At 54.5% G+C, this 17,371-nt stretch carries 18 protein-coding genes and 1 tRNA gene; 15 read left to right on the top strand and 4 right to left on the bottom strand.

Going from position 1 to position 17,371, the window contains the following annotated elements; translation table 11 throughout:
• Positions 1-58 precede the first annotated feature (58 nt).
• Positions 59-409: a helix-turn-helix domain-containing protein gene (locus tag JFN90_RS18240; RefSeq protein ID WP_199396548.1), complete on the bottom strand. Its 351-nt coding sequence runs from the start codon at positions 407-409 to the stop codon at positions 59-61.
• A gap of 150 nt (positions 410-559) precedes the next feature.
• Here JFN90_RS18240 and JFN90_RS18235 point away from each other — a divergent pair, with 150 nt between their 5' ends.
• From JFN90_RS18235 to JFN90_RS18200, 8 genes are all read left to right on the top strand, one after another.
• On the top strand, positions 560-1,033 hold the full coding sequence (locus JFN90_RS18235) for an SHOCT domain-containing protein (protein ID WP_199396547.1): 474 nt from the start codon (positions 560-562) through the stop codon (positions 1,031-1,033).
• A 14-nt stretch (positions 1,034-1,047) separates the two neighbouring features.
• Complete coding sequence (locus tag JFN90_RS18230) at positions 1,048-1,542, top strand: hypothetical protein (protein WP_199396546.1); 495 nt, start codon at positions 1,048-1,050, stop codon at positions 1,540-1,542.
• A gap of 130 nt (positions 1,543-1,672) precedes the next feature.
• Complete coding sequence (locus tag JFN90_RS18225; protein ID WP_199396545.1) at positions 1,673-1,921, top strand: hypothetical protein; 249 nt, start codon at positions 1,673-1,675, stop codon at positions 1,919-1,921.
• Between the two features lie 280 nt (positions 1,922-2,201).
• On the top strand, positions 2,202-2,627 hold the full coding sequence (locus JFN90_RS18220; RefSeq protein ID WP_199396544.1) for a hypothetical protein: 426 nt from the start codon (positions 2,202-2,204) through the stop codon (positions 2,625-2,627).
• Positions 2,624-2,821: a hypothetical protein gene (locus JFN90_RS18215; RefSeq protein ID WP_199396543.1), complete on the top strand. Its 198-nt coding sequence runs from the start codon at positions 2,624-2,626 to the stop codon at positions 2,819-2,821. Before JFN90_RS18220 ends, JFN90_RS18215 begins: the two co-directional genes overlap by 4 nt.
• A 496-nt stretch (positions 2,822-3,317) precedes the next feature.
• Entirely contained in the window at positions 3,318-5,390 is a 2,073-nt protein-coding gene (locus JFN90_RS18210) for a PriCT-2 domain-containing protein (RefSeq protein WP_199396542.1), read from the top strand.
• Positions 5,391-5,770: 380 nt separating this feature from the next.
• The gene (locus tag JFN90_RS18205) at positions 5,771-6,985 is read left to right on the top strand and encodes a tyrosine-type recombinase/integrase (protein ID WP_199396541.1); all 1,215 of its coding nucleotides are present in this window, start codon (positions 5,771-5,773) and stop codon (positions 6,983-6,985) included.
• Between the two features lie 36 nt (positions 6,986-7,021).
• Positions 7,022-7,300 carry a hypothetical protein gene (locus JFN90_RS18200; protein ID WP_199396540.1) on the top strand — a complete coding sequence of 93 codons (279 nt, stop codon included), beginning with the start codon at positions 7,022-7,024 and terminating at the stop codon, positions 7,298-7,300.
• Between the two features lie 32 nt (positions 7,301-7,332).
• Here the strand turns inward: JFN90_RS18200 and JFN90_RS18195 are convergent, their stop codons facing one another.
• The 3 genes from JFN90_RS18195 to JFN90_RS18185 all read right to left on the bottom strand — a co-directional run bounded on the left by JFN90_RS18195 (position 7,333) and on the right by JFN90_RS18185 (position 9,403).
• The gene (locus JFN90_RS18195) at positions 7,333-8,004 is read right to left on the bottom strand and encodes a hypothetical protein (RefSeq protein ID WP_199396539.1); all 672 of its coding nucleotides are present in this window, start codon (positions 8,002-8,004) and stop codon (positions 7,333-7,335) included.
• A gap of 3 nt (positions 8,005-8,007) precedes the next feature.
• On the bottom strand, positions 8,008-8,775 hold the full coding sequence (locus JFN90_RS18190) for a ComEC/Rec2 family competence protein (protein ID WP_199396538.1): 768 nt from the start codon (positions 8,773-8,775) through the stop codon (positions 8,008-8,010).
• Between the two features lie 551 nt (positions 8,776-9,326).
• Positions 9,327-9,403, bottom strand: a tRNA-Pro gene (locus tag JFN90_RS18185).
• Positions 9,404-9,667: 264 nt separating this feature from the next.
• On the opposite strand from JFN90_RS18185, the gene JFN90_RS18180 reads away from it, so the two are divergent.
• From JFN90_RS18180 to JFN90_RS18150, 7 genes are all read left to right on the top strand, one after another.
• The gene (locus JFN90_RS18180; protein WP_199396537.1) at positions 9,668-11,014 is read left to right on the top strand and encodes a UbiD family decarboxylase; all 1,347 of its coding nucleotides are present in this window, start codon (positions 9,668-9,670) and stop codon (positions 11,012-11,014) included.
• Between the two features lie 46 nt (positions 11,015-11,060).
• Positions 11,061-11,930, top strand: a complete 870-nt coding sequence (locus JFN90_RS18175) for a 4-hydroxybenzoate octaprenyltransferase (RefSeq protein ID WP_199396536.1) — start codon at positions 11,061-11,063, stop codon at positions 11,928-11,930.
• Complete coding sequence (locus tag JFN90_RS18170; RefSeq protein WP_199396535.1) at positions 11,927-12,529, top strand: UbiX family flavin prenyltransferase; 603 nt, start codon at positions 11,927-11,929, stop codon at positions 12,527-12,529. The genes JFN90_RS18175 and JFN90_RS18170 overlap by 4 nt, the downstream gene beginning before the upstream one ends.
• 72 nt (positions 12,530-12,601) lie before the next feature.
• Positions 12,602-13,678 (top strand): aminofutalosine synthase MqnE, encoded by a 1,077-nt coding sequence (gene mqnE / locus JFN90_RS18165; RefSeq protein WP_199396534.1) that lies wholly within the window; start codon positions 12,602-12,604, stop codon positions 13,676-13,678.
• 92 nt (positions 13,679-13,770) lie between these two features.
• Positions 13,771-14,835: a cyclic dehypoxanthinyl futalosine synthase gene (mqnC, locus tag JFN90_RS18160; RefSeq protein ID WP_199396533.1), complete on the top strand. Its 1,065-nt coding sequence runs from the start codon at positions 13,771-13,773 to the stop codon at positions 14,833-14,835.
• 73 nt (positions 14,836-14,908) lie between these two features.
• Positions 14,909-15,961: a histidinol-phosphate transaminase gene (gene hisC / locus JFN90_RS18155; protein ID WP_199396532.1), complete on the top strand. Its 1,053-nt coding sequence runs from the start codon at positions 14,909-14,911 to the stop codon at positions 15,959-15,961.
• A gap of 160 nt (positions 15,962-16,121) precedes the next feature.
• Entirely contained in the window at positions 16,122-17,255 is a 1,134-nt protein-coding gene (locus JFN90_RS18150) for a ribonuclease D (RefSeq protein ID WP_199396531.1), read from the top strand.
• Positions 17,256-17,371 lie beyond the last annotated feature (116 nt).

The following is a 17,371-nucleotide window of genomic DNA, read 5'->3' as shown; positions in this document are numbered from 1 at the left end:
CGAAGAGTTCGAACAGCAGGAGTTTAAGATGGCAGCATAAGGGTTTTTAACGTGTCCTCTATTGCGAAGACAGGTCACGTGCCAAGCCTAGGACAATATCAAGCACACTGTTTTTGTGGGTTTCCGATCGGATTTTTCTAAAAGCAGCAAGTACCTGTTTTTCTATATCGTTGAGTTGAAAGGCTGTGTGAGACCCATCCTGAAAAAAGGCGGATATGGGGATTTTTAATGTCTCTGCCAACTGTTGCAGTTTGACCAGATTTACCTTCGTAACACCCCGCTCATACTTCTGGATTTGCTGAAAAGTGATCCCGAGCTCCTCCGCAAGTTTTTCCTGCGTAACCCCCGCCTGGAGTCGAAACTCCCTAATTTTTTGACCAATTTGAATGTCAGTAAGAACTTTGCTCATAGCCCATATCCTTTTCGCAGAGAATACAGACTCAAGATTCAGCCAGCCACGAACAAACAGGATTAATTGTTATTGACAATACAGCCTATTGGCTGCATAAGTGGTTACATTTGTGCTCATTAACTACGGTACCATGATCAGGAGTGCGGCATGAGTGAGAAGCTAAATGATCTGGCTGGGAAGGTCAAAGATGCGGTTTCTGCAACGGTTGTCCTCGTTGGTGATTTGAATGGGGATGGGAAAGTTGATCATGAAGATGCGAAAATTGCTGCGGAATGGGCTAAGACGCGTGCGGGTGTAGCGGTTGATGAAGCGGGGAAAATAGGCAAGGAAGCTATGCGCTCAGACATGGTAAAGGATGCAGCGGCTGGTGCAGCAGTCGGTGCAGTAGTTGCTATCCCTTTGCCGGTTATTGGTCCACTGGCAGGTGCAGCAATAGGTGCGGGTCTTGGCGTGTACAAAAATATCACCAAGAAAGAGTCAGGTGCATCCCAAGCAAAGAGTGCAAATAACGAATCTGATGATGTACACGCGAAATTATTAAAATTTCATGATTTAAAAGAAAAAGGTATTATAACCGAAGCAGAGTTCGAGAATCAGAAGTCTAAGTTGCTGAAATTATGATTACTGGAGGGTTTATGAATAAAGCCAAATATGTACTGATGTTGATGCTAGTGATCGGGTTGTATGGCGCTGTTAGTAAATATAACAGTAGTCAGTATCTGGATAATTCAAAACAAGCATATAAGCACATATCACAAAATTTGGTAATTTGCGGCAAGATGCTTTCTGAATATTCTATATTGTTAGAGGCATCAGGGTATATGTCTCCTCAGACCTTGGACTCAATGTTTCTTTCTGTATATGAAAAATCATATGGCAACCACTCAGAAAAAATTAAGCTGCTAAACTCAAAAAAACTACAAGATACAATGGGGAAATTGAAAAATCCTCCTGAGAAATACAAAATGTTTTATAGCAAACTAATTGCGTATTACGGTGAATATTCTAAGTTGGAAAAACTCGTTGCCACAGCTCAAGGCTCAGAAATTAGATCGAGTATTAGAGACATCAATCAATCAATAGTAGAAGTCGAGACACTAGAAAGGCAATTGGACGTGATGTTGAAATAATATATTAAGCTGCACGCTGTGAGGTGTATTTTTAGTTAGTTAATATTATATCGGAAAAGGCAATAAAAAGCCCCTTTGACCATCTCGGTCACTGGGGCTTTTGTTGTTCTTGCTAACAAAAGGAGTCAGTATGCAACAAAAAAAGATATTCACGCACCTATCCACGATTGTTGACCCCTCTGAAACAGTATTCTCAATAACCATGGAGACTATCCTGTTAGCCATAACACAACGGTTAGGAGAAAAAGCCTTGGCCTTGAATGCAGACGAACTACTCCTTGCTCGGGAGGAGGTCAGAATCGCCATCGACCACCACCTTGACGAACAGGAATATATCAACATAGGGCTCGATACCTGGGAAATCACCCGGACTCTCTAACTGTGCCTAATCCCAAGAAATATCCAATCCACATAACACACAACTGAATAGGAGGAACTATATGATCTGGGCATCATTGTGCGCCATTTTTCTCGCCATGCTCCTTATGCGGCTAGGAGCTCTCACGGTCATGGTCATGCTTCTTGCCGCGACCCTGAAGGTACTAGCGTTGCTGGCCCTGATAGTTACGGGACTTTTCTGCTGGAAACGCATGACGAGACGGTAACGGTAATTTGAGCATCTTATATGAAAGCACCCGCACCAAACATAGGAGGAATACGTGAACAAAGAAATCAAAATCGAGAGAGTCGGTACTTGTCAGTCCCTGTCGGGTCGGTCAACCTTGACCTACAACATAGGGTGCAACGAAGAGAAAAGACTGATGATTAGCCTGGTCGGAAACTCCGGGAAAGGACTATTCAACAAGGACTGGATTTTCCTTGGGGAGGTTGAAACAGTGCTGGCGGAGTATCGAGAGCCGGTTTCGTCTAAAGCCCTGTATCCGTTGTACAAGGGGAAATCGGCGAACAGTTCAGGGTTCCTCATGGCCGCTCTCCTGAAGGAAGGTCTGGTCGTCGAGGCTACCGGGGCAGAGAACCGATTCGCCTTTGGGAAATCCGTGACAAGCAAGGTGGATGGCACGGAGGCGGCGGCGACGACCCCCTGCAGCGTGCCGCCCGATCCGGGGCAGGTGGGTGAGGAATGAAAAACGTCGTCACCCCGATAGTCATAACCTGGATACTGACGAAGATTACCGCAATTGATAAGGGCTGGTTGTGGTTCTGCTGTGCATGCGGTGTATCAGGGGGGTGCGGATATGATGTTGGGATGGTTGGTTTCCTCGTGGCGGCAGGGGTATTCAAGGTGCTGAAAGATATCTTTGGCAAAGGACGGAAATAAACATATAACTGCCGCCGCTGTCACCAGTAGTCGAAATCACCAACTGCATCGTGGGAGGTAAATTTAGGAAACCGAGGAATCAATCAATATCGGTAGCCTCAGAATAAAGTGTAAAATTATATATTAAAAAATAGTATAAAACTTGCCATATCGACCAAGTTTCCTGCTTTTTTTTGTATAATGATGTCGGCTAGTTACAACCCGTTGGACTAACCCTTACGTAATGTCCTCTAGGGGAACAAGAAAACCGCATGGAAAGGACAGCAAAATGAAAAGAAAGAGCTAATTAAACCCTGAAACAGACTGCCAAAGTTTTGAATTAACCTTCAGTTCATCTACCGGAGTTGAACAGCCAAAGAAGGATTTCCTTGCGCCAAGTGGCATTGGGTCCGGACATTCTACCGGACAAAAATCAGCCGTTTGCGTAGGGGATACTGTTTTAATGGCATATCCCCTTGCGATTGAATTCACGTAGTTCCACCTCCAAGGAGAATATATGTCAGATAACATTGCATCCCCATCCCCTGTAGCACCTTCCCCACTTGTACCCCAAGCAAGACCCTTAGTCGGATCAGCTGATTGGTTTGAAAATGTAGCAGATTACCGAAGAGCAGCGATGTATTGGTGCGGGTACGGATTCGACGTCATACCTGTCCTTCCAGGCAACAAGCTGCCCGCCGTAAAATGGGACCCGTGGCTTAGCGATCTTGGGCCAAACCAAGTAAACGACTACTGGACCAAAAATCCATCTCACGAAATAGGATTTATTGTAAATGCAGAGATTATTGTATTTGACGCCGACGGCCCGGAGTCAGTAGCGGCCATTAAAGAGATTGAGTCCCGCTTTTGTTTGACCCCGAAATTGGTAGTGAAGACGAAAAAGGGTGAGCATCACTACTTCCGCCGCAGTACGGATACTGTAGCTAAGACTGATTCGCACAGTTCCGAGAAGCATCCTGCTCGCTTGGATGTCAAAACCGGCCGCACTATGGTGGTTTTGCCGCCGAGCACAGGAAAATATATCATCGAAAATCGCACGGAGAGTAAGAATGATTTAACAACAGCATCGCAAGAGTTCATTGATGCTGTTTATATTCACAATGGAAGGCCTGCACCGTCAGAAGTTAAAGTGGCTCCATCACCAATAGCAAGAAGTGTCCCTGTGGAATCAGATGATGTTTTGTTAATTCAAATTGAATCTTTGCTGCAAAAGATTGATCCTGACAGCGGGTATGATGACTGGCGAAGTGTGCTCATGGCCGTATATCACGAGACAAGAGGAAGTGATGAAGGTCTAGCACTTGTTGATCTGTGGAGTAGCAAGGGGAGTAAATATAGCGGCACCAAAGACATTGAGACCAAGTGGCGTTCATTCCGTCTGGATGTACCCAATCCCTTGACAATTGGCACTTTAATAAAGATGGCACGTGACACCGGTGCTAATGTGGCGGACATCTTAGGTGCTGCATTTGAACCCTGTCAGTATGAGGTCGTAAGCCGTGTCACTCATGCCGTCTCCGCCCACCTCAAGACAGATAATCCCCTTGCCAAATTTTTCATTCAAGATGTTGGGGAACTTGAAAGAAACGCAGTAGATGAAGTCTCCGTATTGGGGAACCTGGCGCTTATGGGACAGGCTACCGTTATTTATGCAAAGCAGAATACTGGAAAGACATTAGTTACTTTGCATCTCATAGTTGAAGGAATTAAATCGCGTAAGTTTGACCCATCTAAGCTCATATACCTCAATATGGACGATGACAGTAGGGGGCTAGTGGTGAAGGCAAGAATAGCACAGGAATACGGCTTCCAAATGGTGGCGGATGGCTACAACGACTTCAAAGCTAGAGAATTTAGAACAGCGATGGAAGCTATGATAACAACCGATGCTGCAAAGGGAGTGATACTTATATTAGACACGCTTAAAAAGTTTGTTGACACAATGCATAAAGCTAAAAGTACCGAATTCACCAAGGCCGTAAGACGGTTCATACTCAAAGGCGGCACAGTGATAGCGTTGTCACATACTAATAAGAATCCAGGCAAAGATGGTAAAATTCAATATTCAGGTACTACGGACATAATTGACGATTTCGACTGTGGATACATATTAACTACAATAGTCAATGACACTAACAGGAAAGAAAAGGTAGTTGAATTTGAACGGATTAAAGGACGTGGCACGGTTGCTCTCGCTGCTGCATACAGCTATTCAATAGAAGACAGTGTTAGCTATGATGATTTATTATTATCTGTTCAGGAGGTTGACCACGAACGTCTTACGCCACTAAAGCAAGCTGCCATGGAGTTGACTGATGCTGAGATCATAACTGTCCTGGAAGGGTGTATCAAGGAAGGCATCAATTTAAAGATGAAGTTAGTATCTGCTGCTTCTGAGCGTGCTGCCGTCAGCCAGAGAGCCGCACTTAAGGTCCTTGAGAAGTACACTGGGAACGATCCCATTATACATCGATGGGGCTTCGCAGTGCGGGAACGAGGAGCCAAAGTTTACGAGCTTCTAAAACACCCCATAGCTCACCCCCCGGCCCTACCCATGGCCACCCCCTAGGGATGCAGCAGTCTGGGGGCCAGATTCGCAGTTTTGCAGATTCCCGGCCCTGTCAGGCTCGCACCTGCCCCGCCCACCCGCGCCACTAACCTGCCCCAACCAGCCTGTCTCTCTGAGAACCTGAAAATCTGAAATCCTGGGAAACCTTCGGGACTGCGTAGAAAACTGCGTTTGGGGAGAGGCTTGTTCGCAATTGGATGAACAACCAGCTTGAGTTTACCCTACGTCAATCGAAGAATCACTAGTTCCTACCGGATCGGAGGAGGACCAGAACCCTTGGAAACCTTAACGCTGATCGACGCTATGAATAGGAGAGATCGCCTAGCGCATCTGCTAGCGTAGGGGACGCGCCTAAAACCTAACACAGAGAGGAGATAAACATGCAGGAATACAGAGCTAACACCAGTAGAAAATTTCCGTTCACCAAAAAGGCCATAGAGGCCTTACCAGCACACGACCCTTCCAGCGCATCAAGGGAAATGGAGTATGCAGACATAGAGTGCATTGGCCTTCACCTCAGGGTATCCAAGAACGGTCGCCGGTTCTTTCAGCACCGGTATCGCTTCCTGGGGAGGAAGATGTGCCTGTCCCTTGGAGAGTTCCCTGCGGTATCCGTCCAGGATGCAAGGCTCAGGGTGATGGAGCACAAAGGCCTGCTGGCGAGAGACAAGGACCCGGCAGCCGAGAGGGGAAAGGTTCGGGCGGATCTGACCTTTGAAGAGTTTGCGAAGCAGCATTACCTTCCCCATGCTAAGGCTCATAAAAAGACTTGGGATGATGATCAAAGGCAGATAGAACGCATCTTGAATCCAATCATAGGCAAATTTCGGTTGAAGCAGATCACCCCAAAAGACGTCGCCTCTGTACATGCCAAGGAGAAAGAGCGTACCACAGCATGCACAGCTAACCATCTTCTCACTACGCTGAAACGAATGTTCAACCTCGCCGTCAAGTGGGAGATGCTTGAAAAGAATCCAGCTAAGGACCAGGAAAAATTCCACGAAGGCCCCTTGAGGGAACGGTATTTAAGCAAAGAAGAAATCCCGCGATTCCTTGCCGCATTGGAGGAGCAAAATGATCGACTTTCGGTGTCGGCGATCAGGCTGCTGATGTACACCGGGTGCAGACGGGAGGAAGTCATGTCCTTGGAGTGGGCCAATGTCAGACTTGAAGAGGCACGCCTTTATCTCCCGAAGACCAAAAATGACAAGAGCAGAACCGTCTTCTTGAATACAAGAGCCAAGGAGGTCCTGACCGATCTTCAAAGTAGGAAAGATCAGGAGGAGCGGACCCGAGATAGCAATTATGTATTCCCATCCAGAAAGGGAGCAAAGAAGCCCTATGTCTACGATCTGCGTAACCCTTTTGATAAGGCCTGTACCGTCGCAGGAATCAAAAACTTCCGCATCCACGACCTGAGGCATACATTCGCGAGTGTTGCCGTCTCATCTGGTGCCGATCTCTATGCAGTGCAAAGGCTGCTTGGACACCAAGACATAGCCATGACCCAACGCTATGCCCATCATGCTTCCGATGACTTAAAGCAAGCAACGGAAGGTGTGTCGGAAATGTTCAACCGAGTAGCGAACCAGTAGTAATGCCACGGAGAAGACGCTGACCTACAGGCACAGATGGAGGATGATTTAAACATAACCTTAGGCGGGAACTGGTATGTTGTCGAAGATGGAGACGACCTGCGGAGCATCCCCATCAGCGAGGGGAACACCATCGACCTGTTGAGCGAAGAGTGGAGATGGTGCGATGTCGTCACTAAGGAGAAAGGTTACTTTATGGTATTTTGGGCAACCAATAACGCTGGTGGGCCGTGCCTCTTCATTGAGGATGCGCCGTGGGTACCGCAAGAAATAATTGAATGGTTAGAGGAGCTAGGTTCAAATTGCAGGGATTGAAGGAGAAAAGACCGACTACGAAGCTGATTTCCCTATGATTCTGGGGCGGTCTGGACTTCCGCCAGATGCAAGAAATTTGCGTACACAGTTTTTGCAAGGTAGTGGTTGAACCTCGTAACCCTGGTGAAAAAAGCTAGACAGGCGATTGCTGATACCACAGTTACACCAGCAATAGTCATTCTTGGCCTCCAAGTAAACGCAGCGGCGTAAATGATGGCAGTCGCTCCGAATGCAGCTGTGGTTCCGCGATAAAATCCGGTTAGGCTTAAAAAGTTGTCTAGCTCGTCTACTTGCTTGGCCATAACGTACTGAAAACACGCCCAATAGGATGCTCTGATAACTGTATTGTCCCCAGAGTATTCCGACGAGGCTCCCCGGAACACCTTGCCAATACAAGCTTGCAAAGCCTGTCTCTGCTCCACCGAGAAGTCAGAATTAAAAGCTTCATCAAAGTAGAATTTGGGCGGATACAGAGACCATTGCATTTTGTCAATGGTTGCATTCGCCAAAGTATGGAGGGCATGTCCTGTCACATAGGATAGCGATACCGCAGCGACGGCCATGAACGACGATGGAAGCTTCTGAAGGGAGGCGTCCAGCATGTACCCGCATTGCGAAATCAGCTCCACGATACCCCAGAGAAAGAGCGCGCCTGGGATGAAATAGCCTTTTATGTCATAAAGCGTTGCCTTTAGCTCTTTCATGACTCAGAAGCTCCATTTCAGGGACCCATCAGTGTCCGTTCTGTACACGATCTTTGAAGTATTGTTGCGATATCGCTGTAAGGCCGTAGAACTGGGAACGTTGTCGTGTACACCGGATTTTGTAGATATCACAGTGTACTCTGCACAACATTTTTTTATAAACTCAAGGTCTGCCCCGTTGATACTGCCATGGTGACTCGCATGAAGAATGTCATCACATATATTGTTAGTATTGTCAGAGATATACTTCAAGCTAGTGTCAGAGGCATCTCCTGTGAACAGGCATTTCCTTGCTTTAAGTCTGGCGCAGATGACCAAACATGCGTCGTGAAGCTCGCGGGTTTCAGCTTTTGCTATATGTGTTGCCGGCCCTAGGATGAAAAACTTTAGCCCGTCAATTTCCCACCAAGGATTCTCAAACTGCTTCTGGCGATAAGGAGCGTGAACCGTTGTGCCTTTATCCGTAAAATGTTTAACGTAACCCTGGAAGCTTTGCCATTCCTCATGTCGGACGCTTGCGTCATTGTATCGCCTCTCATAAGGCGCATGTATTATCGAACCAATGCTGTAACCATTCTTCTTGAGGTAGTCCAGACCATCAAAGTGGTCATAGTGCTGATGCGTGATGAAAACAGCCTTGATATATTTGCTTGCAGGCAACAGATGCGAGTGGTTCTCTATCCCATGACAATCTATGAGAAACGTATGGTTGTCTGACTTGATGACAGCACAATCAGCACAGCCTACGCTCAAATGATGCATCTCGCCCATAACAACCTCCATCGTCAGCTAGTAGTAAGGGCGCCTAGATCAAGAGGATGCCCGCCAAGAAATTAATTAGAGGCAATAAAAGCAAAATTTTAAGTGATTTGCAAGACCAAACCTTGGACTCTGACATAGGTAGGGCCGAAAGGTCCCCGTGATATGGGAGCACAGCTCATTGACGACTAATTTGCTGCGAAAGCGGACAAGGGATCACTCCTTTGGGAAGTAACGGGGAATGCTCGTTAACAGAATCAGCAAGGAGCGGCACCGGCGGGGAAGAAAAGTTCTTTTGCGCAAGATGCCGTCTCCTTCACCAGCCCAAAAGAATCAAGAAGTTACTGGAGGGCAATGGATCGATTGTATCGGAGACGTACCGGAAGAACCGGAGAAATACCGTCTGCACTAGCCAAGACCGACAAGGCTTTGGGGAGAAGAAAGCTTCTATGGGTGATGCTGCAGGAGGTCGGCAGGCAAGTCCGGTACCGGAGAAGGACAGGATGGACCGGAAAAGGTAACAAAAAAGGCCTTTAGCGTGGGCTAAAGACCTTGTTTTGTAATGGTCGGAATGAGAGGATTCGAACCTCCGACCCCCTGCTCCCGAAGCAGGTGCGCTACCAGGCTGCGCTACATTCCGGCGTGAAAATCTCTGACGGGTCAATCAGGAGGAGAGATATATCAGTATCGGTTGCAGCTTGTCAAGCATTAAGAGCAGTGATGATGCAAAAAGTACCTTGCCGCTTTTCCTAATCAAGCCAATCCGGAATGTTACGCCGTCGGGGCCACGTGTCAGGGGGCGGAGTTACCCCGGTCGGCGAGGGGGCGATAGGGGAAGAAAAACATTGTCATCCCCGGGTGGAAGTGTTAAAAACTTTCTCTTCAGGTTTTTTGCGGAGTGTGCATGGCCATCAGGGACTTACGAGACTTTCTCGCCGTGCTGGACGCCGCAGGTGAGCTACATCGGGTGGATGCTGAGGTGGATTCCGATCTGGAAATTGCCTGCATCACCGACCGGCAGAGCAAGCTCCCCGGTGGCGGCAAGGCCCTTCTCTTCCAAAACGTCAAGGGAAGTTCCTACCCTGTGGCAACCAACCTCTTCGGCTCCCCTTCACGCATGGCGCTTGCGCTCCAGGTCGAACACCTTTCCCTGTTGACGGGCAAGATGGAACAGCTGCTCGCTGTACCCGAGAGTGCGCCGGCGCCGACTTTAGTGCGCCAGGCACCCTGCCAGGAGGTGGTCGAACGGCTTCCTGACCTGGGAGGATATCCCTTCCTGAAGAGCTGGCCGCATGACGGCGGGCGCTTCATCACGCTCCCCCTGGTGTTTACCCGGGACCCTGACACCGGCGCCGGCAACTGCGGCATGTACCGGGTCCGGATCTTCGATGACGGCTGTGTGGGTATCCGCTGGAAGCCCGGCAGCGGCGGCTTCGAACATCACGAGAAATACCGGGCGGCAGGACTGCCGATGCCGGTGGCCATTGCCGTCGGTGCCGCCCCGGCGCTCACGCTGGCGGCGATGCTCCCCTTGCCGGAGCCTTTGGACGAGGTCTCCTTCGCGGGTTACCTACACGGGGCGCCCATCGGCATGGCGCCATCCCTCGAGTCGGAGCTCCTGGTTCCGGCCGACGCGGAGCTCGTCATCGAGGGGGTGATCGACCCCGGCGCCACCCGCCGCGAGGGTGCTTTCGGCAACTACACCGGGAGTTACGATCCCGGCGAAGAAGTGCCGCTTTTACGTGTCAGTTGCATCACCCGCAGAAATAATCCGATCTGCCAGGCGACGGTGGTCGGTCCCCCGCCGATGGAAGACTGCTTCCTGGCCAAGGCTGCGGAGCGGCTGCTGCTCCCCCTGCTGCGCCGGCAATGCCCGGAGATCGTCGACCTGGTCATGCCGGTGGAGGGGATCTTCCACGGCTGTGCCATCATCTCGATCGAGAAGAAGGAGCCGGGGCAGGGACGGCAGGTGCTGGCGCGGCTACGCAGCGAGGGATGGCTGAAACGCGGCAAGCTCCTGGTGGTCGTGGATAGCACCGGGGAAGAGCTAACCCTGGCGCACGGGTTTTGGCAGGCGCTGAACGAGGTCCGTTTTCCCGCCGACCTGGTGGTGACGCCGGACGGCTGCCTCGGGGTCGATGCCACCGATAAGCTCCCGGAAGAAGGTGGGGGGCGGAAGCAATTGTTGCAACCGGATGCATCGGTTAGCGCCCAGGTAGAGCGGAGATGGCGGGAATACGGCTTTCTCTGAGCACAGGGCGGGAAAGGAACTCATGAGCACTCAGGCAGGAGTCGAGATGACCAGTTACGCCAGGATCAGGGTATTCCTGGAGATGATAAAGTTCAGCCACACCATTTTCGCACTTCCCTTCGCCTTCACCGGCGCGCTGTTGGCGGCCAAGGGACTCCCTACGCTGGCTCAGGCCGCGTGGATCGTGCTGGCCATGGTGGGGGCGCGCACGGCGGCCATGGGGCTTAACCGTGTTATCGACGCCGACATCGATGGCCGCAACCCGCGCACCGCGGGGCGTGCCATTCCAGCCGGCCTTTTGGGCCGCGGCTCCGTGATCTTCTTTATCGCGCTGTCCGTGCTGCTCATGCTCTTCGCCGCCAAGATGCTGAACCCGCTCTGCCTCTATCTGTCCCCGGTGGCGCTCGGTTTTATCCTCCTCTACTCCTACTGCAAGCGTTTCACCGCCCTGGCCCACGTGGTGCTGGGGATTTGCCTGGCCGGGGCTCCGCTGGGCGCCTGGATCGCCATCCGCGGCAGCGCCGATCTGCCTGCCTTCCTCCTGGCCCTGGCCGTGCTCTTCTGGGTGGCCGGCTTCGATATCCTCTACGCCCTGCAGGACATGGAGTTCGACCGGCAAAGCGGGCTGCACTCCATTCCCGCCAAGCTCGGCTTGAACGGTTCGCTCTGGACCTCGCGCATCTTTCACCTTGCTTCCTGCCTGTTCCTGCTGGCCCTCTATCTTTACCTGGGGCTGGGAACCTTCTTCCTGGCCGGCCTGGTCGCCACTTGCGCCATGCTGCTTTACGAGCACCACTTGCTGCGCGGCGGCAATCTCGACGCCCTTGACGCCGCCTTCTTCAATATGAACGGTTACATCAGCGTTACCCTCTTCTTCGCCACGCTGCTGGATACCCTGACAGCGGGGGCGCTGTGAAGCCGCGCCATTTCGTCGTTGCCATAACCGGGGCCTCCGGCAGCATCTACGGTCTCAGGGTGATCGAGGAACTGCTACGCTCGGGGGCGCGGGTCAGCGTGATGATAAGCGATGCCGGCTTCGCGGTGCTGCGCGAGGAGTGCGGCCTGGAGTGGGGGGGCGCGGCGCAGGTGGTGCAGGAGCAACTGCGCCAGAAGGTCGGTAGCGGTGACCTTCGTTATTACGCCTGCGATGATCTTTTTGCTCCCATTGCCAGTGGGTCGTCGGCGCCCGACGCCATGCTGGTGGTGCCCTGTTCCATGGGGACCCTGTCCCGCATCAGTTGCGGCAACGCCGGAAACCTCCTGGAGCGGGCCGCGGACGTGATGCTCAAGGAGGCGCGCCCCCTGGTGCTGGTGCCGCGCGAGACTCCGCTGAACGCCATCCACCTGGAGCACATGCTGAAGTTGTCCCGACTGGGGGTGAGGATGGTGCCCGCCATGCCCGGTTTTTACCACCAGCCGCAGAGCATGGAGGACCTGGTCGATTTCGTGGTCGGCAAGGTGCTGGACAGCGTGCAGGTCGAGCACGCCCTGTTCCGACGCTGGGGCGGCGAGTAACCGCCGCATCCGAACCCGCCTCCCCCGGTTCGACTCACTCCGGCCGGTCCGACAAGAAAGGAAAAAGCAGCAATGACTTTTGCAACCATAGCTGAGAAAGTACACCGTGGTGCCCGCATCGATGAGGCCGAGGCACTCGTGCTGTTCCGGCACCCGAACCTCTTGGAGCTGGGCGAGCTGGCCCAGACGGTGAACGAGCGGCGCAACGGCCGCAAGGTCTTCTTCAACGTTAATCGCCACATCAACCACACCAATATCTGCGTCAACCGCTGCCGCTTCTGCGCCTTTTTCCGGAGGGCCGGCGAGGAAGGCGCCTACCTGATGTCGCTGGACGAGGTGCGCGCCCGCGCCGAAGAGGCGCTGCAGCAGGGGGCCACAGAGATCCACGTGGTGGGCGGGCTGCACCCCGACCTCCCCTTCGAGTTCTACCTGGAACTGCTGGCGACCATCAAATCAGTTTCGCCGGATCTGCACGTGAAGGCCTTCACGGCGGTCGAGATCGCTTACCTGGCCGAGCTCGCCAAGCTTTCCATCCCGCAGACCCTGGAGAAGCTGAAGGAGGCCGGGCTGGGCTCGCTCCCCGGCGGGGGCGCCGAGATCTTCGCCCCCGAGATCCGCAACCAGCTCTGCCCGGAGAAGATCAGCGGCGCCGAGTGGCTCGCCATCATGGAGCAGGTGCACGCGGCTGGGCTTAAATCCAACGCCACCATGCTCTACGGTCACCTGGAAAGCATCGAGGACCGGGTCGATCACATGCGCCAGTTGCGCGAACTGCAGGATAGGACCGGCGGCTTCCAGGTATTCATTCCGCTCGCCTTCCAGCCCGAGCATTCCCAGTTAAAGATCGGCGGCAGCGGCACCAGCGGCGTCGACGACCTGCGCACCCTGGCCGTCGGCCGCATCTACCTGGACAACTTCGCCAACGTCAAGGCCTACTGGGTCATGCTGGGCGAGAAGATCGCCCAGGTCTCGCTCTGCTTCGGCGTCAACGACCTGGACGGCACCGTGGTAGAGGAGCGCATCGGTCACGAGGCGGGCGCCGACACCCCGCAGGCCATGAGCCGCGACGGCATCGTCGCCATGATCCGCAAAGCAGGTCGCATCCCGGTGGAACGCGACACCCTGTACCGCGAGCTCCACGCTTATTAAATTCTGCCCGTCCACCGGGTCCACAAGGTTCAGCGGGTCCACCGGGACAACCACCCGTCGCCCTTTAGCCAAGAAAGCCGCAGGTCCACACCATGCTTACAACCATCACTGAAAAAGTTGCCGCCGACGCTGACATAACCTTCGAGGAGGCGCTCTGGTGCCTGACCGAGGGGGATCTTCTTGCCGTCGGCCGCATCGCCGATTCCATCCGCCGTAGCATGCACCCTGACGGCTGCGTCAGCTTCGTTGTGGATCGCAATGTCAACTACACCAACGTCTGCGAGTCCCAGTGCAAGTTCTGCGCGTTCTACCGGAACCCCGACGCCGAGGACGCCTACCTGCTGGAAAACGAAGCCATCATGGCCAAGATCCAGGAACTGGTGGACCAGGGTGGGACGCAGCTGCTGATGCAGGGCGGGCTGCACCCGTCGCTCGACATTACTTACTTCGAAACCCTGTTCCGCGAGATCAAGCGCCGCTTCCCCGGTGTCCAGAACCACTCACTGTCGCCGGCCGAGATCACCCACACCGCCAAGCTCTCCGGCCTCTCCATCCCCGAAACGCTGCGGCGCCTGAAGGAGGCGGGGCTCGATTCGGTCCCGGGTGGCGGTGCGGAGATCCTGGTGGACAGCGTGCGCGCCGAGATTTCTCCCAAGAAAATCGGCTGGCAGGGGTGGGCCGAGGTCATGCGCGAGGCGGCCAAACTCGGCATGCCCACCACCGCGACCATGATGTTCGGCAGCAAGGAGCGCATCGAGGACGTGGTCGAGCACCTGTTCCGGGTGCGCGAGCTGCAGGCGCAGGGAGGGAGCTTCACCGCCTTCATCCCCTGGACCTATCAGCCCGGCAACACGGAGCTCGGCGGCGAGACCGCAAGCGGCGTCGAGTACCTCAAGGTGCTGGCCCTGTCCCGCATCGTGCTCAGGAACATCCCGAATATCCAGGCCAGCTGGGTGACGCAAGGGGCGAAGATGGCCCAGGTGGCGCTCTTTTTCGGCGCCAACGACGTGGGGGGCACCATGCTTGAGGAAAACGTGGTGGCCGCGGCGGGTTGCCGGTTCCGGATGTCGCAGCAGCAGATGATCGATCTCATTAAGGTCGCAGGCTTTACGCCGGTCCGGCGCACCACGCTCTACCGGGAATTGGAGCGGTATTAGAGCCTGGGGCTTTGACTTTCTCATTGAATTGCGGTTATAGTCACAGTTCCAATCCGCCAGCAAAGGAGTTGCCATGATTGCCCTGCGGCAAAACATCGCACAGATGGCAGGCTATGTCCCGGGCTTCCAGCCCGATGACGTCGCTTCCTACATCAAGCTGAACACCAACGAGAACCCGTACCCGCCTTCCCCGCAGGTGATCCAGGCCATCGCCACCGAGGTCGGCGAGGGGCTGCGCCGCTATCCGGACGCCGCCAGCCGCCTGGCGCGCGAGGAGGCTGGCCGGTTATACGGCTTCGACCCCTCCTGGATCATCATGGCCAACGGGTCGGACGAGGTGCTCAACAACCTGATCCGCGCCTTCGCTGGCGAGGGTGAGGAGATCGCCTACATCCATCCCTCGTACTCCTACTACGGAACGTTGGCCGAAGTGCAGGGGGCCAAGGTGCGCACCTTCGGTCTCACCGAATCCTTCGAGCCGGAGGGGATCCCGGAGCATTACGACGGCAAGCTCCTCTTCCTCACCAACCCGAATGCGCCGCTGGGGTTTACCTTCAGCCAGAACTACATCGGGGACCTGGCCGGGCGGCTTTCCGGGATGCTGGTGGTGGACGAGGCCTACGTCGACTTCGCGGAGGAAACTTCGCTGGAACTGGTACGCGCCCTCGATAACGTCGTGGTCACCCGCACCTTCTCCAAGAGCTACTCCCTGGCCGGCATGAGGCTTGGCCTTGCCATCGCGCGTCCGGAGGTGATCGCGGCTTTGAACAAGATCCGCGACCACTACAACCTGGACCGGCTGGCGCAGGCTGCCGCCACCGCGGCGCTCCACGACCAGGCCTATTTCCTCGACTGCGTCGCCAAGATCAAGGAAACCCGCGCCTGGTTCACCGCGGAACTGAAGAGGATCGGCTACCGGGTCATTCCATCCAGCGGCAACTACGTTTTTGCCAGCCCGCCCGACCGTGACGGCACCCGGGTCTACCAGGGGCTTTACGACCGTAAGATCCTGGTGCGCCACTTCACCGACCCGAAGCTGAGCCACGGCCTGCGCATCACCATCGGCACCAAAGAGGAAATGGAACGGACCATCCAGGCCCTGATCGAAATCGGGCCGGGGCAGTAATCCCGGCAGCCGCAATTTTTTCGGAAACAGCGGATCTGGACTTGTACTGAAGGTGAAAAGGTTGTAATCTTCCCGGCTGGCGTAGTCGCCACGACCGGAGCAGGTCGTCAACGCCAAATATCTCGCAAGCATATATAGATGCAGAAACGGACGGAACCATTTGCAGAACAAGAATAAAGCAACAAATCCCGCAGCGGCACATCTCGTCACCGACCAACAGACCCTGGATGAACTCGTAGAGCGGCTCTCGAAGGAGTCGGTGCTCGCCTTCGACCTGGAGGCCGACTCGCTGCACCACTATACCGAGAAGGTCTGCCTGATCCAGGTTTCCTCCCCGTCGGAGGACCGCCTGATCGATCCGTTGGCTCCGATCGACGTGCGGGCACTGGCGCCGATCTTCGCCAATCCGGCCATCAAGAAGATCTTCCACGGCGCGGACTACGACATGCGCTCGCTGTACCGCGACTTCGGCATCGAAGTGGTCAACCTTTTCGACACCATGATCGCCAGCCAGTTCCTGGGCGAGAGCGAGTTCGGCCTGGCCGCGCTCTTGAAGAAGCGTTTCAGCGTCGAGCTGGACAAACGCTACCAGAAGGCGGACTGGAGCAAGCGTCCCTTCTCCCAGGAGATGCTGGAATATGCCATGAAGGACACCTCACTCCTGATCGAGCTGTACCGTCAGCTCGAGGCGGAACTGGTGGCCAAGGGGCGTCTGGCCTGGGTGGAGGAGGAGTCCGAGTTGGTGGCGGGGGTGAGATCGCCGTCGCGCGAGGGCGAACTGATGTGCCTGCGCTTCAAGGGGGCCAACAAGATGAAGCCGCGCGAGCTGGCCGTCCTCGAGGAACTCCTGAAGTTCCGTGACGAGAAGGCCCGCATCGCCGACGTCCCCCCCTTCCGGATCCTCAGTAACGACCTGTTGCGCGAGCTCGCCGAGAAACAGCCCAGGAGCAACTTCGAACTGGTCGGTATCCATACCATGTCCTCCAAGCTGATCGAGCGGCTCGGGCGCGGGTTGCTGCAGGCGATCGCCAACGGCCTGGCCCTGCCGCAGGATAAGCTGCCCCAGGTGCAGCAGAGCCGTCGTCCGGTGCTGGACCGGCTCCAGGACGAAAAGGTGAAACGGCTCAAGATCTGGCGTGAGGCGAAGTCGGCCCAGCTCGGCTTGGGCGTGGGGCTGGTAGCCAACAATACGCTCCTGGAGGCTCTGGCCGAGCCGGGTTCCTCGCAGGACGCCCTCTTGAAGCGCTGGCAGCGCGAGGCGTTCGGCGACGAGTTGGCATCGCTGATCTCCTGAGCAACAGACATAGCGGCACGACGGGCGGGTTCCAAATGAGGGACCCGCCTTTTTTCGTCAGATGAGGGAGCTGCCGGGGGGATTTACATTAGTTTGCCTTGTGCCGGCGCACCTCT

Source organism: Geomonas propionica (assembly GCF_016458235.1).
Lineage (GTDB): Bacteria > Desulfobacterota > Desulfuromonadia > Geobacterales > Geobacteraceae > Geomonas > Geomonas propionica.
This window is presented reverse-complemented; position numbering and strand designations above follow the sequence as displayed.

Bases quoted from the DNA above. Each gene is read 5' to 3' on its own strand.
- JFN90_RS18240 (WP_199396548.1), bottom strand. From the start codon at position 409: ATGAGCAAAGTTCTTACTGACATTCAAATTGGTCAAAAAATTAGGGAG.
- JFN90_RS18235 (WP_199396547.1), top strand. From the start codon at position 560: ATGAGTGAGAAGCTAAATGATCTGGCTGGGAAGGTCAAAGATGCGGTT.
- JFN90_RS18230 (WP_199396546.1), top strand. From the start codon at position 1,048: ATGAATAAAGCCAAATATGTACTGATGTTGATGCTAGTGATCGGGTTG.
- JFN90_RS18225 (WP_199396545.1), top strand. From the start codon at position 1,673: ATGCAACAAAAAAAGATATTCACGCACCTATCCACGATTGTTGACCCC.
- JFN90_RS18215 (WP_199396543.1), top strand. From the start codon at position 2,624: ATGAAAAACGTCGTCACCCCGATAGTCATAACCTGGATACTGACGAAG.
- JFN90_RS18210 (WP_199396542.1), top strand. From the start codon at position 3,318: ATGTCAGATAACATTGCATCCCCATCCCCTGTAGCACCTTCCCCACTT.
- JFN90_RS18205 (WP_199396541.1), top strand. From the start codon at position 5,771: ATGCAGGAATACAGAGCTAACACCAGTAGAAAATTTCCGTTCACCAAA.
- JFN90_RS18200 (WP_199396540.1), top strand. From the start codon at position 7,022: ATGGAGGATGATTTAAACATAACCTTAGGCGGGAACTGGTATGTTGTC.
- JFN90_RS18195 (WP_199396539.1), bottom strand. From the start codon at position 8,004: ATGAAAGAGCTAAAGGCAACGCTTTATGACATAAAAGGCTATTTCATC.
- JFN90_RS18190 (WP_199396538.1), bottom strand. From the start codon at position 8,775: ATGGGCGAGATGCATCATTTGAGCGTAGGCTGTGCTGATTGTGCTGTC.
- JFN90_RS18180 (WP_199396537.1), top strand. From the start codon at position 9,668: ATGGCCATCAGGGACTTACGAGACTTTCTCGCCGTGCTGGACGCCGCA.
- JFN90_RS18175 (WP_199396536.1), top strand. From the start codon at position 11,061: ATGACCAGTTACGCCAGGATCAGGGTATTCCTGGAGATGATAAAGTTC.
- mqnE (WP_199396534.1), top strand. From the start codon at position 12,602: ATGACTTTTGCAACCATAGCTGAGAAAGTACACCGTGGTGCCCGCATC.
- mqnC (WP_199396533.1), top strand. From the start codon at position 13,771: ATGCTTACAACCATCACTGAAAAAGTTGCCGCCGACGCTGACATAACC.
- hisC (WP_199396532.1), top strand. From the start codon at position 14,909: ATGATTGCCCTGCGGCAAAACATCGCACAGATGGCAGGCTATGTCCCG.